Origin of the sequence: Lentzea sp. NPDC102401, from assembly GCF_044765805.1 — a bacterium.
Lineage (GTDB): Bacteria > Actinomycetota > Actinomycetes > Mycobacteriales > Pseudonocardiaceae > Lentzea > Lentzea sokolovensis.
This window is the reverse complement of sequence record NZ_JBIWKS010000013.1, coordinates 209540-225068: the sequence shown is the minus strand read 5'-3', so window position 1 is coordinate 225068 and position 15529 is coordinate 209540. Positions and strand designations below refer to the sequence as shown.

Below are 15529 nucleotides of genomic sequence, written 5' to 3'. Positions count from 1 at the left end.
ATGTGGGGAAGCGGGGCCGGTGGCGTGAGAGGGCTCACTCTCGCGGCCGATGGTTCTCCAGGTCGCGCAATTAGCCCAGCCCGGTGACAATGTCGCCGGGCTGTCAGCCGTTCGGGCGTGTCTGCTGTTCACGCGGGGTGTCCATACCCCGCCTATGAACAGAAGGCCTGAAGACCGGTACGGTGAAGGCGCTGCAACGAGTCGCTGTGAGTGACTCGTGCTGTTCTATGTCGGTACGCCAACAAGTAACACCAGGGCTGTTGTCTGCGATGACCAACTTGGGGGACGGACTGGACGCCGAAGTGGGCGCGGCCGTCGACGGCGACCGCCAGGCGATCGAACGCCTGCTGGCCTCCATTCGTCCTCTGGTGGTGCGGTACTGCCGCGCCCGAGTTGGAAGGCAGGAGCGAAGCTTCGCTTCGGCGGACGATGTGGCCCAGGAGGTGTGTCTCGCGGTGCTCACGGCATTGCCCAGCTACCGCGATCAGGGTCGGCCCTTCCTCGCGTTCGTGTACGGGATCGCGGCGCACAAGGTCGCCGATGCACATCGGTCTGCCGCCAGGAACCGCTCCGAGCCCGTTCCCGAAGTTCCCGACGCGCCGGAGACCGAAGCTGGTCCGGAGCAGCGGGCGATGCAGGGCGAACTCTCCGACCGGATGGCTGTCCTACTGCGCGTCCTGCCGGAGAAGCAGCGGGAGATCCTGCTGTTGAGGGTGGTGGTCGGACTGTCCGCCGAGGAAACTGCCGAGGCGGTTGGTTCGACTCCGGGTGCGGTTCGGGTGGCGCAACACCGTGCGCTGGCTCGGCTGCGCAAGTCGCTGGCAGCGGAGGAGGTGGTCTGAGTGGCCGACGAACACGGGAAGGACGACGAGGAAGTGCGCGGACAGGACGATAGAGCCCCGCACGAACCCGTCGCAGATGATCTTTCGGCTGTACAGGCTGATGACAGGCTGCTGGACGCGCTGGGGTCGGCGACACCGGGCGCGGCCGGCAATGTGGCCGACGACGAGCTGAACGCGTTGCTGCTCGCATGGCGCAACGAGGTGGAGACCGAGCCGTTCGGCGAGCTCGTCGACACGGACACGGCGATCGCCACGATCCAGGCTGCGCGCCCGCAGCCGGTGAGCAGGCACCGCTTCCTGATCCCGCTGGCGAGCGCCGCGGCGGTCCTGGCCATCGCCTTCACCGGCGTGAGCCTCGTGGCCCGCGACGCCCAGCCCGGCGACGCGCTCTGGGGTCTCACGCGAGTGCTGTACTCCGAGCACGCGAAGTCGATCGAGGCAGCGGCCATCATCAACACCGACCTCGAGTCGGCCCGCCTCGCCCTGCGCGAGGGCAAGGTCGACGAGGCCCGCGAGAAGCTGAACAAGATCGGCGCCAGCCTCGAGTCGGTGTCCACGGCCGACGGCAAGCAGAAGCTCGAGGAGAAGCACAAGGAGCTCGAAAAGGAGCTCGACACCAACACCTCGACGCCGCCGTCCACGACGACGCCGAAGCCGCCGAAGCCGACCAGGTCGTCGGAACCCACGACGCCGTCCTCCACGCCGTCGACCGAGCCGTCGACGCCTCAGCCGTCCACGCCGACCTCGTCGGAGACTCCGGCGCCGCCGACGTCGAACGGCGAGGTGATCCCGCCGCCTCCGCCGCCGCCGGACCCCGGTGGCGAGACCAGGTCGACCGGCACCGCCGGTGAGACCATCGGCGAGACGACCGGCTCCAACTGAGACGCAGTGTGAACGGCCCCTGACCTTTCGAGGTCAGGGGCCGTTCACATGCTCAGGCGTTCACACGTCAGGTGGAATGTGACCGGTCCTGCGGTCAGCGGGCCGACTCGGTGGCCGTGACGCCGTCCGCGTATCCCCGGCAGTACTCCCAGCTGACGTAGGAGCCGGGGTTCGGGTCGAAGGCCGGCTCGTGCGGGCGCATGCGGCCGTCGGCGAGGAGTTGTTCGAGTGAGGCTCGCAACAGTGCCCAGTCGTGATAGTGCGGTTCCTCGCACTCGCCGCAGTCCACGACGATGCCGCGCACGCCTCTGTGTTCCAGCAGCGCTTGGTAGACGGCGAGATCGCTCAGGTCGCTGACCAGCTCTGTTCGCTCGTCGTCGTCCATCGGGGGGTGGTCGTGGTGCGGTTCGCCCAGAGAGAGTGCGGGGTCTTCTGGGTCACCCGCGAAGGGGTCTGGTGGCAACGCGTCGTGCGGCACGACCCCGCACGGTACCCGCCGTACCCCCTCGGTCGTCCAGATACCATGGGTCGCACCGCCTCCGCCTGCGGAAACTGGACACGCAGGACCCCAAAAGGGCAGGCAGAGCGCAGACCGCACGACGGAAGGCATGTCACCCGCTATGACCAGCGAGCTCAACGCTGATGGAGTCCCGCAGAAGTTCGCCATGCTGGGACTGACCTTCGACGACGTGCTCCTGCTGCCTGCCGAGTCCGACGTCGTTCCGAGTGGCGTCGACACGAGCACCAGGATCTCGCGCAACATCACCCTCAGGATTCCGCTGGCCAGCGCCGCCATGGACACGGTCACCGAGGGCCGGATGGCGATCTCGATGGCACGTCAGGGCGGCATCGGCGTGCTGCACCGCAACCTGAGCATCGAGGACCAGGCCCGTCAGGCCGAGACCGTCAAGCGGTCGGAGGCCGGCATGGTCACCGACCCGGTCACCTGTTCGCCCGACGACACGCTGGCCGAGGTCGACGCGCTGTGTGCGCGCTACCGCATCTCCGGTGTGCCGGTCACGGACTCGAACAACAAGCTCGTGGGCATCATCACGAACCGCGACATGCGGTTCGAGCTCGACCACACCAAGCGCGTGATCGAGGTCATGACCAAGGGCCCGCTGGTCACCGCGCAGGTCGGGGTGTCAGCGGAGGCCGCTCTCGGCCTGCTGCGCCGGCACAAGGTCGAGAAGCTGCCGATCGTCGACGGTGACGGCAAGCTGCAGGGCCTGATCACGGTCAAGGACTTCGTCAAGACCGAGCAGTACCCGATGGCCACCAAGGACCCGGACGGCCGCCTGCTGTGCGCCGCCGCCGTGGGTGTGGGCGAGGACTCGTTCGTCCGCGCGATGACGCTCGCCGAGGCCGGCGTCGACGTGCTGATGGTCGACACGGCCCACGGGCACTCGCGCGGCGTGCTGGAGATGGTCGCGCGCATCAAGAAGGAGCTCGGCGACTCGGCGGACGTCGTCGGCGGCAACGTCGCGACGCGGGCCGGCGCCCAGGCGCTGGTGGACGCGGGCGCGGACGGCGTGAAGGTCGGTGTCGGTCCCGGCTCGATCTGCACCACGCGCGTCGTCGCCGGTGTCGGTGTGCCGCAGATCTCCGCGATCTACGAGGCGTCGCTGGCCTGCACCCCTGCCGGTGTGCCGGTGATCGGCGATGGCGGCATCCAGTACTCCGGCGACATCGCCAAGGCCATCGCGGCCGGCGCGTCCGCCGTGATGCTCGGCTCGCTGCTCGCGGGCACCCAGGAGGCGCCCGGCGACCTGATCCTGGTCAACGGCAAGCAGTTCAAGACCTACCGCGGCATGGGCTCGCTGGCCGCGATGCAGTCCCGTGGCGAGAACAAGTCGTTCTCGAAGGACCGCTACTTCCAGGACGACGTGCTCAACGAGGACAAGCTCGTCCCCGAGGGCATCGAGGGCCGCACGCCGTTCCGCGGCCCGTTGTCGCAGGTCGTGCACCAGCTCAACGGCGGCCTGCGCGCGGCGATGGGCTACACGGGCTCCCACACGATCGCCGAGCTGCAGAACCAGCAGCTCGTGCGCATCACCGCGGCGGGCCTGAAGGAAAGCCACCCGCACGACATCACGATGACCGTCGAAGCCCCGAACTACACCACCCGTTAGGGTGTTCGGGCTGGTTGAGGGCTCGTTCTAAAGCTTTGGAGAGGAACCACAGGTGCGCGATCTGGTCGAGATCGGCATGGGCCGGACCGCGAGGCGGGCCTACGAGCTGGACGACATCGAGATCATCCCGTCGCGTCGGACGAGGTCGTCGAAGGACGTCTCCACGACGTGGCAGATCGATGCCTACCGCTTCGACATCCCGCTGATCACCCACCCGACCGACGCCATCGTGTCGCCGGGCACGGCGGTCGCGATCGGTGAGCTCGGTGGCCTCGGTGTGCTCAACGCCGAGGGTCTCTGGGCCCGCCACGGCGACGTGGACGAGGCGCTGTTCCGCCTGGTCCAGGCGACCGAGGACAGCGACGACCCGGCGGCGGCCGTGAAGGTCCTGCAGGAGCTGCACTCCGCGCCGCTGCGGATGGACCTGATCGCCGAGGCGGTCAAGCAGATCCGCGAGTCGGGCGTCACGGTCGCGGTCCGCGTCAGCCCGCAGCGCGCTGCCGAGCTGACGCCGGACCTGCTGGCCGCGGGCGTCGAGATCCTGGTCGTGCAGGGCACGATCATCTCGGCGGAGCACGTGTCGCGTGACGGCGAGCCGCTGAACCTGAAGTCGTTCATCGCGGACCTCGACATCCCGGTGATCGCCGGCGGTGTCGGCGACTACCGCACCGCCATGCACCTCATGCGCACCGGCGCGGCGGGCGTGATCGTCGGCTACGGCTACACACCCGGCGTCACCACCACCGACTCGGTGCTGGGCATCGGCGTGCCGATGGCCACCGCGATCGCCGACGCCGCGGCCGCGCGCCGCGACTACCTCGACGAGACCGGCGGCCGCTACGTGCACGTCATCGCCGACGGTGGCGTCACGACCTCGGGCGACGTGGCGAAGTCCATCGCCTGCGGTGCCGACGCCGTGATGCTCGGCGAGCCGCTGGCCGCCGCGACCGAGGCACCGGGCCAGGGCCTGTACTGGACGGCGTCGTCCGCGCACCCGTCCGTGCCGCGCAGCCTCGTCGCCGACGCGGTGGACCAGGAGCTCGACCTGCGCAAGCTGCTGTTCGGCCCGTCCGCCGACCCGCGCGGCGTGACGAACCTGTTCGGGGCCCTCAAGCGCGCCATGGCCAAGACCGGCTACTCGGACCTCAAGGAGTTCCAGAAGGTCGGCCTGACCATCCGCGGCTGAGATCAACCAGGTCGAGGGGCGCGTTCCAGCAGGGACGCGCCCTTCTGCTTTCCTGGACGCCGTGCCGCTCGTCGAGATCACCTACGCACCCCACGTCCCCCACGCAGTGCTCAAGGAACTGGCGGCAATGCTCCCGCACGCCGTCTCGGTGGCGGTCGAGTGCCCGGAAGAGCCCTACGACGGCGATCTCCAGCCGGCGATGTGGAACTGCGCTTCCGCCCGCGCGGCCCGTTCGACGTCAGCGGCATGGACATCGTTGTCGAGGTCCGCTCGAAGTGGTTCGAGAGCCGCGCCGCCAACCGCCAGGACCGGGTCGACGACCTGTGCAAGGCCATCGCCGACGCTTGCGGCCTCGCTGACGTGGGCGTTTACCTCAACCTCCCGATCGCCGCGTGGGCCCAGACCTGATCTTGCAACCAGACGGCTACTCCGCGCGTCCTTGTGTGCGTGGAATTGGATGCCTTGTTCGGCGACGGCAAGAACAGTGATGTGGACACGATCGACCCGGACGCCGAAGTCCAAGAGTTCGAGATCGACGAAGCGCCAGAGGAGGTCGACGAGCGAGTCGGGGACATCGGCTGGAAGATGCTGACCCTGTTCGTCTGCGGTGGGCTGGTGATCACGGCGCTGGCCGTGGCGTTCATGGTGTGGGTGATCGAGGGCCTGGTCCTTTGAGTCGACGGGTGCGCCTGCCCGCGCACCCTCGACCTTCTGTCCAGATTTTCTGTATAGTTCGGTACATGACCGCACTTCACGAGGCTCGCGAGCTGACCGTCACGGAGGCCACGAAACGTGGCGTCGCCGGGCTGGTCGCCGACGCCGAGCAGGGTGGTCCGGTGGTCGTCACGCGGCACAGTCGTCCAGTGGCCGCTGTCGTCGCGATGAGTCGCCTGGCTGAGATCGACGAAGCAGCGGCGGATCTGAGGGACCTGGCGCTCGTGCTGGCGCGGTCGGCTGCCGACTCGGGCCGGCGCACGTCCTTCGACGACGTGCTGGCGGCGTTCGGGCACACCCGTGAGTCGCTGGCGGCGGTGAAGGACGACGACTCGCTCGATGGCTGAAGTTCTGTTCACCGACGCGGCTGTCGATGACCTGCGTCGCCTTGGCCCTGATGTCGTGCCCAAGGTTCTCAAGAAGATCCAGATCCTGCTCGACAACCCGGAGGCCGGGCATCCGCTCGGTGGCGAGTTGACCGGATTTCGCAAGTTGGTGGTGGGACGCAACCACTGGCGGATCGTCTACCGGGTCACGTCTGACGGCGCGATCGAGATCTGTGAGGTCTGGTGCGTGGGCGCACGCTCGGATGCCGAGGTCTACGCCGAGGCGTCCGCGAGGATCGCGTCGATCGCTGACGAGGACTCCACGCTGGCCAAGCTGGCCGATGTCATCGGCAGGCTCGGTCGCCTCGCGGGCGACGTGGTCGTGGAGGAGGTCCCGCCGCGGGAGCCGGTCCCCGACTGGCTGGCGCAGCGTCTCGTGCACACCGCCGGGATTCCTCTGGAGCAGGTCGCGGCGCTGAGTCTGGAGCAGGCGGTGGACCTCTGGACCGCCTTCATGAGCGTTCCTCGCCCGTCTGAACCGATAGGGGACTAGGCGTTACCGGAAGTAACGCCTACTCTCCGGTTCATGGGTGAACTCGCCGGTAACTTCGATGTCGTCATCGTCGGCTCCGGGTTCGGCGGAAGCGTGGCCGCGCTCCGCCTGACCGAGAAGGGCTACCGCGTCGCCGTCCTGGAGGCGGGGCGACGGTTCGCCGACGACGAGTTCGCCGAGACCAGCTGGAATCTCCGCAAGTACCTGTGGGCGCCGCAGCTCAGGTGCTTCGGGATTCAGCGCATCCACCTGCTGCGCAACGTCATGGTGCTCGCCGGTGCGGGCGTCGGTGGCGGAAGCCTCGTGTACGCGAACACGCTGTACCGGCCGCTCAAGCCGTTCTACGAGGACCGGCAGTGGGCGCACATCACCGACTGGCAGGACGAGCTGGAGCCGTTCTACGACCAGGCGAGCCGGATGCTGGGCGTGGTCACGAACCCCACGACGACCCCGAGCGACGTCGTCATGCAGAAGGTCGCGAAGGACATGGGGGTCGAGAACAGCTACCACGCGACGCCCGTCGGCGTGTTCTTCGGCGAGCCCGGTCAGAAGGCGGCGGATCCCTACTTCGGGGGCGCCGGGCCGGAACGCACCGGGTGCACCGAGTGCGGCAGCTGCATGTCGGGTTGCCGGGTCGGCGCGAAGAACACCCTGGTCAAGAACTACCTGTACCTCGCGGAGAAGCTCGGCGCGAAGGTCTTCCCGCTGACCACGGTCACGCAGCTCAGCGAGAACAACGGCACCTGGACCATCGACACGAAGATGACCGGCGGGAAGGCCAAGGCCACCTTCACCGCCGACCAGGTCGTGATCGCCGCCGGCACCTGGGGCACCCAGCAGCTCCTGCACAAGGCGAAGGCCACGACGCTGCCGAAGATCTCGGCCAAGCTCGGCGAGCTCACCCGCACGAACTCCGAGTCGATCATCGGGGCCGCGCGCTACACGGTCGACCCGGACACCGACTTCACTCAGGGCGTCGCGATCACGAGCTCCATCCACCCCGACGAGATCACGCACATCGAACCCGTCCGGTACGGCAAGGGCAGCAACGCCATGGGCATGCTGCAGACCCTCGCCACGGACGGTGCGCTGAGCACGCCGCGGTGGTTGCAGTTCATCAAGCAGGCGGTCCGGCACCCGCTGCGGCTCCTGAGGCTGCTGAGCGTGCACCGGTGGAGCGAGCGGACCGTGATCCTGCTGGTCATGCAGAGTCTCGACAACTCCATCACCACGTTCCTCAAGCGCGGCAAGCTCACCAGCAAGCAGGGGCACGGCGACCCGAACCCGGCGTTCATCCCGGCCGGTCACGAGGCGAACCTGCTGGCCGCCAAGCACATCGACGGCATGGCCGGCGGCACGTGGGGTGAGCTGTTCAACATCCCGCTGACCGCGCACTTCATCGGCGGCTGTGCGATCGCGAGCGACGAGGAGCAGGGCGTGATCGACGCGTACCACCGGGTCTTCAACTACCCCGGACTGTCCGTTGTGGACGGTGCGGCGATCAGTGCGAACCTCGGCGTGAACCCGAGCCTCACGATCACCGCGCAGGCCGAGCGTGCGTTCTCGCTGTGGCCGAACAAGGGCGAGCAGGACCAGCGGCCGGAGCAGAGCCTGCCCTACCGCAGGATCAATCCGACGAAGCCGAAGAACCCGGCGGTTCCCGATCAAGCTCCAGCCGCTTTGCGGTTGCCGATCGTGAAGGCGTCCTGAGCTGGTTTCATTTGGCTACGGTGGAGGCATGGCCAAAAAGCCTTTTGCCTCCAGCGCCGACCTCGCCCCCAAGGACGAGGTCTTCGTCGAACTCGCCGAGGGCGTCTACACCCTGACCGCCGAAGGCGACCCCAACGTCGCGGCCATCGAGGCCGAGGACTTCCTGATCTGCTTCGAGGCCCGTGCCACACCCGCGGCCGCGCGACGATGGCTCACGCAGCTGCGCAAGCACACCAAGAAGCCGGTCCGGTACCTCGTGCTCAGCCACTACCACGCCGTGCGCACGCTCGGGGCCAGCGCGTTCGACGCCCAGGAGATCGTCGCGCACGAGATGACGCGGGTGCTGATCGCCGAACGCGGGCAGCAGGACTGGGAGAGCGAGTTCGGCCGCATGCCGCGGCTCTTCGAGTCGCCGGAGGAGATCCCCGGCCTGACCTGGCCGACGCTCACGTTCTCCGACCGCATGACGATCCCGCTCGGCGACGAGCGCGGCGATCTGGTGCTCCAGTTCCTCGGTCGCGGGCACACGGCCGGCGACATCGTGGCGTGGCTGCCGCAGCAACGCATCCTGTTCGCCGGCGACCTGGTCGAGTCGCAGGCCGCGCTCTACACCGGTGACGCGTTCCACGACGAGTGGGCAACGTCCACTTTGGACGAGATCGAGGAGCTGGGTGCCGAGGTCCTGGTCGGCGGACGCGGCAAGGTCGCCCGGGACCGTTACGAGGTCGAGGCCGCGATCAACCAGAGCAGGCACTTCCTCAACGAACTGCGCCGCACGGTCGGCGGGGTCCACGCCGAGGGGGGCACGCTCAAGCAGGCCTTCGAACTGGCGCACCAGGCCCTCGTGGACCGCTACGGGCGCTGGCCGATCTTCGAGCACTGCCTGCCGTTCGACGTGAAGCGCTACTGGGACGAGTGCGACGGCAGGGACTGGCCGGAGATCTGGACCGCCGAACGCGACCGCGCCGTCTGGAACGCCCTGCAGTGACGGTCCTGGTGGTGGGTGCCGGACCGGTCGGCCTCGCCGCCGCGCTGTTCCTCGCGCGAGCCGGTGTGCCGAGCATCGTCCTGGAGAAGGAGCCGAGGCGCGCGCAGACGGGCAGTCGTTCGATCTGCGTCCAGCGCGACGTGCTGGAGATCCTCGAACGGGTCGGCGTCGGGCAGGCCGTCGCCGACGCGGGCGTCACCTGGTACACCGGCCGCACCTACCACCGCGACCGCGAGGTCCTGACCCTGACCTTCCCGCCGGCCTCGGGTTTCCCGCCGTTCGTGAACACTCCGCAGGCCGTCGTCGAGCAGCTGCTGGAGGAACGGGTCCGCGCCGAACCGCTCATCGAACTCCGCTACGGGCACGCGGTCGAAACCCTTGCCCAGCAGGACGACGGAGTGTCCACACAGGACGGGATCAGGGCGAGTCACTGCATCGCGGCGGACGGCGCGCACTCAAAGGTGCGGCAGCTCCTGAACATCCCGTTCGAGGGCTTCTCGTTCGACGACAGGTTCATCATCGCCGACGTCCGCGTCGACTTGGACTTCGAGACGCCCGAACGCCGTTTCTACTTCGACCCGCCCTGGAATCCTGGCCGGCAGGTCCTCCTGCACCCGCAGCCGAAGGGCGTCTGGCGGATCGACTGGCAGGTCGCCGAGGACGTCGAGCTCACCGACGACCACGTCCGCGCGATCGTCGGCGACCGGCCGTACGAGATCGTCTGGCAGTCCACCTACCGCTTCCACCAGCGCCGAGCCGCCCGGTTCCGCGACGGGAGAGTCCTGCTCGCGGGCGATGCCGCGCACGTGATGAGCCCGTTCGGCGCCCGTGGCCTGAACTCGGGGATCTGCGACGCCGACAACGCGGCCTGGAAGATCGCCGCCGACCGCAGGGGCGAGGCGGGCCCGCACCTCCTCGACTCCTACGACACCGAACGCGGTGCCGCCGCCGACGAGAACCTCCGCGTCACCGGCGACACCATGCGTTTCCTCGTGCCGGGCACTCCCGAAGAACGAGCCCGTCGGCGGCACGCGCTCGAAACCGGCGAGGGCATCGACTCGGGCAGGCTCTTCACCCCGTTCGCCTACCCGAACGGCGGCGTGCTGGTCGAACGATCCCGCACGGCGGGCCCTGGCTTCACGGTCCGGGACGGCCTGCTGATCCGGCCGGACGGCCACGTCGCCGGACCGGACGACGAGGAGACGAGACGTCGTGCACTCGGCTGGTGACCCGCAGAACACCCTTTACGCACACCGAAAACCGCTTGAGGTGGTGAGGTGCGCACGGGTCGAGGACGTCCAGGCGGGCCTGGAACGCGCGGCACGCCAACGCATTCCGGTCGCCGCACGCAGCGGCGGCCACAGCTACGCGGGCTACTCGTGGCCCGACGGAGGCCTCGTCCTCGACCTCGCGGGGTTGTCGGACGTGCGGATCGACGGCTCGACAGCGGTCATCGGTGGCGGGGCGCGGATGTACGACGTCTACGAGGCGCTCGGTGTCGCGGGCCAGGCGTTGCCCGCCGGCACGTGCCGCTCGGTCGGCATCGGCGGACTCGCGCTCGGCGGCGGCATCGGCGTGACCGCGCGCAAGTTCGGCCTGACCTGCGACCACCTCGTCGAGGCGCGGATCGTCACCCCGGACGGCGTTCTGCGCACGGCCTCGGAGGAGCCGGACCTGCTCTGGGCGTTGAAAGGCGGCGGTGGCGGCAACTTCGGCGTCGTCACGGAGTTCACGTTCCGCACGGATCCCGCGCCGGGCCTGACCGTGTTCGGCCTCGACTACCCAGACGGCACGGCGGACGTGGTCGACGCTTGGCAGGAGTGGATCGCGGACGCGCCGGACGAGCTGTGGACGAGCCTGCGCGTCGACTCCGGCCCGAAGTCGGTGCCGAGCGTCAGGGGCGCGTACGTGGGACCGGCGAAGGACCTGCACCGGTTGCTGGACCGCATGCCGCCGGCCGAGCGCGAGGTCGAGGAGATGACGTACCTGCAGGCGATGCGCCACTACGCGGGACCTGCGGAAACCGGCGAACCGTACGTGGCGTCCTCGCGGATGCTGCACACGCCGGTGCCGGGGTCGAAGGTCGCCGCGCTGATGGACGGGCAGCCGCCGTTCATGATCCAGCTCGACTCGTTCGGTGGCGCGGTCGGACGGATCGCGGCCGACGCCACGGCGTTCCCTCACCGCGACGCCACCGCGAGCGTCCAGATCTTCGTCCACATCGGCGACCTGACCGAGTCACGGGCTCGCGCACTGCTCGCCGGCGTCCGTGACGGGCTCGGCGCCGGCACCACCGGGTACGTGAACTACATCGACCCGGAGATGCCGGACTGGCCGACTGCCTACTACGGCCGCAACCTCGCGCGCCTCAGGGAAGTCGCGAACAGGTACGACCCGGACCGAGTGCTGGCGTTTCCGCAGGGCCTATAACTGGATGCCCGTCAGCACGGTCACGCGTTCCTCGGTGAAGTCCTCCATCGCCGACCGGACGCCCTCGCGCCCGGTGCCCGACCCCTTCACGCCGCCGTACGGCATCTGGTCCGCGCGGTAGGACGGCACGTCACCGATGATCACGCCGCCGACCTCGAGTTCGGCCGCGGCCTCGAACGCCACCTGCACGTCCCGCGTGAACACCCCGGCCTGCAGCCCGTACTTGGAGTCGTTGGCCTGCGCGAACGCGTCGTCCACGCCGTCCGCGACGGACACCACGAGCACCGGCCCGAAGATCTCCTCGGTCCAGACCTTGGCCGTCTTGGGCACGTCCGCGAGCACCGTCGGCTCGACCGTCGACCCGGTCCGCTTGCCGCCGAGCAGCACCCGTGCGCCCACGTCGGTGGCCATGTTGATCCACTCCTCGACGCGGCGTGCGTTGTCCTCGTCGATCAACGGCCCGACCTCGACCTCGGGGTCGTGCGGGTCGCCGGTCTTCAGCGCGGCAACGGCTTCCACGAGTTTCGGCACGAACTCGTCGGCCTTCGAGCGGTCCACGATCACCCGTTGCACGGCGATGCACGACTGCCCGGCCTGGTAGTTGCCGAACGTCGCGATGCGCTGCGCCGCGTGGTCCAGATCAGTCCAATCAGGACAGATGATCGCCGCCGCGTTGGAACCCAGCTCCATCACGACGTGCTTGCGCGGCGCGGCTTCCATCAACGACCAGCCGACCTTCGTGGACCCGGTGAACGAGATCACCGGCAGCCGTTCGTCGCGCACCAGGACGTCCATGTCCTTGCCGCGCACGGGAAGGATCGAGAACACGCCCTCCGGCAGTCCGGTCTCGGCCAGGATCTCGCCCAGCAGCAACGCCGAGAGCGGCGTGGCCGAGGCGGGCTTCACGATCACCGGCGCACCCACCGCGAGCGCGGGCGCGACCTTGTGCGCCACCAGGTTCAGCGGGAAGTTGAAGGGCGCCACGGCCAGCACCGGTCCGAGCGGCACGTGCCGGACGATCGCCATCCGCCCCACACCACCGGCCTCGGTGTCGAGCCGTTGCAGCCCACCGGTGAACCGGCGCGCCTCCTCGGCGGCGAAGCGGAACGTGTTGACGGCGCGCGAGACCTCGATCTCGGCCCACTTCAGCGGTTTGCCGTTCTCGGCCGTGATCGTCTCGGCGATCTCCTCCGCGCGTTCGGCCAGCGTCCGCGACACCTGCAGCAGTGCCTCGGCGCGCACGTGCGCGGGTGTTCGCCGGAACTCCTTCGCGACGGACGCGGCCGCCGCGATCGCGCGTTCCACCTGATCTCTGCCCGGTACGGCCACCGAGGCGACCTCGGTGCCGTCGAACGGGTGGAGGACCTCCAACGCCTGCTCGCCCTGCTCGGGGCGGCCGGCGACCCAGCACGGCCTGGGTTGCGGTGTGAACGCGTCCATGGAAACCACGTTAAGCCCTAGTGGCTTGCACAGCAGACACCCTGGAAGACGGAATTCGTTTGGTGGCTGAAATGGGCTTCGCCGATTTCAGCCACCAATCCGACTGATGAGACCCAAGTAGTGGTCGACATGCCCTTCGGCCCGCTGAAGCACGAACCTCGGATCCTCCAGGATCGTTTGGATCGTGTCGTCCAACCGGGTCAACACGTGTTCGCGGTCGTACTCGATCCCGTATGTCTCGCAGAACAGCCTCGTGCGCCGTTCTCGATCATCCGGCAGACCCAGCACGAACTGGATGATGGCCCAGCTGACGTCCCACCAGCGCGGACCGGGATGAGCGGTGTCGAAGTCGAACACGCCCACCGGAAGGCCATCGCGGTAGACCGTGTTGTACGGCGCGAAGTCTCCGTGCAGCACCACCTCGACCGGTTCCCTGGCGGCGTGCTGCCATCCGTCGAGCTGATCCACGAGCGGGATCGTGGCGTCGTGCAGCCTGCGCAGCATCAACGCCGACTCGACCAGCGGCGCGTCGCCGGAGGGGAACACGTGGCCAACGTCACCGGGCAGGTAGGTGAGCAGCTCGTGCTCGTCGTCGAGCGCCAGCGGGACCGGCGCGATCCCCAGCGGTGCCAAGCGCCGCAACAGGTCGTGCACCCGAGGCGCCCACGGCCCTGCCGGTCTGCGCACCGCGTCACCCACCCTGAACACCTGGTTCAGCCCGCCACCGGTCAGCAGTTCACCGTCCACGCATGAGATCCTTGGCGACGTGTCCGACACCAGCAACCGCCCTGTTCTCGTCGTCGACTTCGGCGCCCAGTACGCGCAGCTGATCGCCCGCCGCGTCCGCGAGGCCCAGGTCTACTCCGAGGTCGTCCCGCACACCGCGACCGTGAGCGAGATCCTCGACAAGAACCCGCTGGCCATCGTTCTGTCCGGTGGCCCGTCGAGCGTGTACGAGGAGAACGCCCCGCAGGTCGACCCGAAGCTGTTCGAGACCGGCGTCCCGGTCTTCGGCATCTGCTACGGCTTCCAGGCCATGGCGCGCGCACTTGGCGGCGCGGTTGAGCAGACGGGCACCCGCGAGTACGGCCGCACGGACCTGAGCGTGCCCACCGAGGGCGGCGCGCTGCACCAGGAGCTGCCCGCGAGCCACCCGGTGTGGATGAGCCACGGCGACGCCGTCACGAAGGCACCCGAGGGCTTCACCGTCACCGCGACCAGCGAGGGCGCGCCGGTCGCCGCGTTCGAGAACAGGGAGCGCCGGTTCGCCGGCGTGCAGTACCACCCGGAGGTGCACCACTCGCCGCACGGCCAGGAGGTGCTGCGCCGGTTCCTGCACGAGATCGCGGGCATCCGTCCGCAGTGGACGACGTCGTCCATCGTGGACGAGCAGGTCACCCGGATCCGCGAGCAGATCGGTGACGGCAAGGCGATCTGCGGCCTGTCCGGCGGCGTCGACTCGGCCGTCGCGGCCGCGCTGGTCCAGCGCGCCATCGGCGACCGCCTCACGTGCGTCTTCGTCGACCACGGCCTGCTGCGCTCCGGCGAGCGCGCCCAGGTCGAACGCGACTACGTGGCCGCCACGGGCATCCGCCTGGTGACCGTCGACGCCCGCGAGCGTTTCCTCAACGCCCTGGCCGGCGTCACGGACCCCGAAGAGAAGCGCAAGATCATCGGCCGCGAGTTCATCCGCGTGTTCGAGCAGGCGGAGCGCGACCTCAAGGCCGAGGGCGACTACAAGTTCCTCGTCCAGGGCACGCTCTACCCGGACGTCGTCGAGTCCGGCGGCGGCGCGGGCACCGCGAACATCAAGTCGCACCACAACGTCGGCGGCCTGCCGGACGACCTGCAGTTCGAGCTGGTCGAACCGCTGCGCGCACTCTTCAAGGACGAGGTCCGCCGCGTCGGCACCGAACTCGGCCTGCCGGAGACGATCGTGCAGCGCCAGCCGTTCCCCGGCCCCGGCCTCGGCATCCGCATCATCGGCGCGGTCGACCAGGAGCGCCTCGACACGCTGCGCCAGGCCGACGCCATCGCCCGCGAGGAACTGACCCTGGCGGGCCTCGACCGCCAGATCTGGCAGTGCCCGGTCGTGCTGCTCGCGGACGTCCGCAGCGTCGGCGTCCAGGGCGACGGCCGCACCTACGGCCACCCGGTCGTGCTGCGCCCGGTGTCGTCCGAGGACGCGATGACCGCGGACTGGACCCGCCTGCCGTACGAGGTGCTGGAGCGGATCTCGACCCGCATCACCAACGAGGTGGCCGAGGTCAACCGCGTGGTGCTGGACGTGACGTCCAAGCCGCCGGGCACCATCGAGTGGGAGTAG

The 15529-nt window shown here is 69.0% G+C and carries 16 protein-coding genes; 13 read left to right on the top strand and 3 right to left on the bottom strand.

What is annotated here, in order from left to right; genetic code table 11:
- Positions 1-269 precede the first annotated feature (269 nt).
- Together ACIRG5_RS37100 and ACIRG5_RS37095 are read left to right on the top strand one after the other, a co-directional pair.
- Positions 270-842, top strand: a complete 573-nt coding sequence (locus ACIRG5_RS37100; RefSeq protein WP_030471987.1) for a sigma-70 family RNA polymerase sigma factor — start codon at positions 270-272, stop codon at positions 840-842.
- Positions 843-1724 (top strand): anti-sigma-D factor RsdA, encoded by an 882-nt coding sequence (locus ACIRG5_RS37095; protein WP_402913837.1) that lies wholly within the window; start codon positions 843-845, stop codon positions 1722-1724.
- A gap of 94 nt (positions 1725-1818) precedes the next feature.
- Here the strand turns inward: ACIRG5_RS37095 and ACIRG5_RS37090 are convergent, their stop codons facing one another.
- Positions 1819-2202 carry a DUF5319 domain-containing protein gene (locus ACIRG5_RS37090; RefSeq protein WP_402913834.1) on the bottom strand — a complete coding sequence of 128 codons (384 nt, stop codon included), beginning with the start codon at positions 2200-2202 and terminating at the stop codon, positions 1819-1821.
- A gap of 142 nt (positions 2203-2344) precedes the next feature.
- Here ACIRG5_RS37090 and guaB point away from each other — a divergent pair, with 142 nt between their 5' ends.
- From guaB to ACIRG5_RS37040, 10 genes are all read left to right on the top strand, one after another.
- The gene (gene guaB / locus ACIRG5_RS37085; protein WP_319974959.1) at positions 2345-3856 is read left to right on the top strand and encodes an IMP dehydrogenase; all 1512 of its coding nucleotides are present in this window, start codon (positions 2345-2347) and stop codon (positions 3854-3856) included.
- 52 nt (positions 3857-3908) lie between these two features.
- Positions 3909-5042: a GuaB3 family IMP dehydrogenase-related protein gene (locus ACIRG5_RS37080; RefSeq protein ID WP_319974960.1), complete on the top strand. Its 1134-nt coding sequence runs from the start codon at positions 3909-3911 to the stop codon at positions 5040-5042.
- Between the two features lie 201 nt (positions 5043-5243).
- A complete protein-coding gene (locus ACIRG5_RS37075; RefSeq protein ID WP_402913830.1) occupies positions 5244-5450 on the top strand; it encodes a hypothetical protein in 207 nt (68 codons plus the stop codon).
- Positions 5451-5489: 39 nt separating this feature from the next.
- A complete protein-coding gene (locus ACIRG5_RS37070) occupies positions 5490-5717 on the top strand; it encodes a hypothetical protein (RefSeq protein ID WP_402913828.1) in 228 nt (75 codons plus the stop codon).
- A 65-nt stretch (positions 5718-5782) separates the two neighbouring features.
- A complete protein-coding gene (locus tag ACIRG5_RS37065) occupies positions 5783-6103 on the top strand; it encodes a type II toxin-antitoxin system Phd/YefM family antitoxin (protein ID WP_402913825.1) in 321 nt (106 codons plus the stop codon).
- Positions 6096-6635, top strand: coding sequence for a type II toxin-antitoxin system RelE/ParE family toxin (locus ACIRG5_RS37060; protein ID WP_402913823.1), 540 nt, complete (start codon positions 6096-6098; stop codon positions 6633-6635). Before ACIRG5_RS37065 ends, ACIRG5_RS37060 begins: the two co-directional genes overlap by 8 nt.
- A 33-nt stretch (positions 6636-6668) precedes the next feature.
- Positions 6669-8345: an FAD-dependent oxidoreductase gene (locus ACIRG5_RS37055; protein ID WP_402913820.1), complete on the top strand. Its 1677-nt coding sequence runs from the start codon at positions 6669-6671 to the stop codon at positions 8343-8345.
- Positions 8346-8373: 28 nt separating this feature from the next.
- Positions 8374-9333 carry an MBL fold metallo-hydrolase gene (locus ACIRG5_RS37050; protein ID WP_402913818.1) on the top strand — a complete coding sequence of 320 codons (960 nt, stop codon included), beginning with the start codon at positions 8374-8376 and terminating at the stop codon, positions 9331-9333.
- On the top strand, positions 9330-10562 hold the full coding sequence (locus ACIRG5_RS37045) for an FAD-dependent monooxygenase (protein ID WP_402913815.1): 1233 nt from the start codon (positions 9330-9332) through the stop codon (positions 10560-10562). Before ACIRG5_RS37050 ends, ACIRG5_RS37045 begins: the two co-directional genes overlap by 4 nt.
- A gap of 43 nt (positions 10563-10605) precedes the next feature.
- Positions 10606-11763 carry an FAD-binding oxidoreductase gene (locus ACIRG5_RS37040; protein ID WP_402913813.1) on the top strand — a complete coding sequence of 386 codons (1158 nt, stop codon included), beginning with the start codon at positions 10606-10608 and terminating at the stop codon, positions 11761-11763.
- On the opposite strand, the gene ACIRG5_RS37035 is transcribed toward ACIRG5_RS37040, so the two are convergent.
- Positions 11758-13203, bottom strand: coding sequence for an aldehyde dehydrogenase family protein (locus ACIRG5_RS37035; protein ID WP_402913810.1), 1446 nt, complete (start codon positions 13201-13203; stop codon positions 11758-11760). The two genes, ACIRG5_RS37040 and ACIRG5_RS37035, sit on opposite strands and share 6 nt — an antisense overlap.
- Before the next feature lie 87 nt (positions 13204-13290).
- Positions 13291-13950 carry a phosphotransferase family protein gene (locus ACIRG5_RS37030; protein ID WP_402913807.1) on the bottom strand — a complete coding sequence of 220 codons (660 nt, stop codon included), beginning with the start codon at positions 13948-13950 and terminating at the stop codon, positions 13291-13293.
- Positions 13951-13969: 19 nt separating this feature from the next.
- Here ACIRG5_RS37030 and guaA point away from each other — a divergent pair, with 19 nt between their 5' ends.
- Entirely contained in the window at positions 13970-15529 is a 1560-nt protein-coding gene (guaA, locus tag ACIRG5_RS37025) for a glutamine-hydrolyzing GMP synthase (RefSeq protein WP_402913804.1), read from the top strand.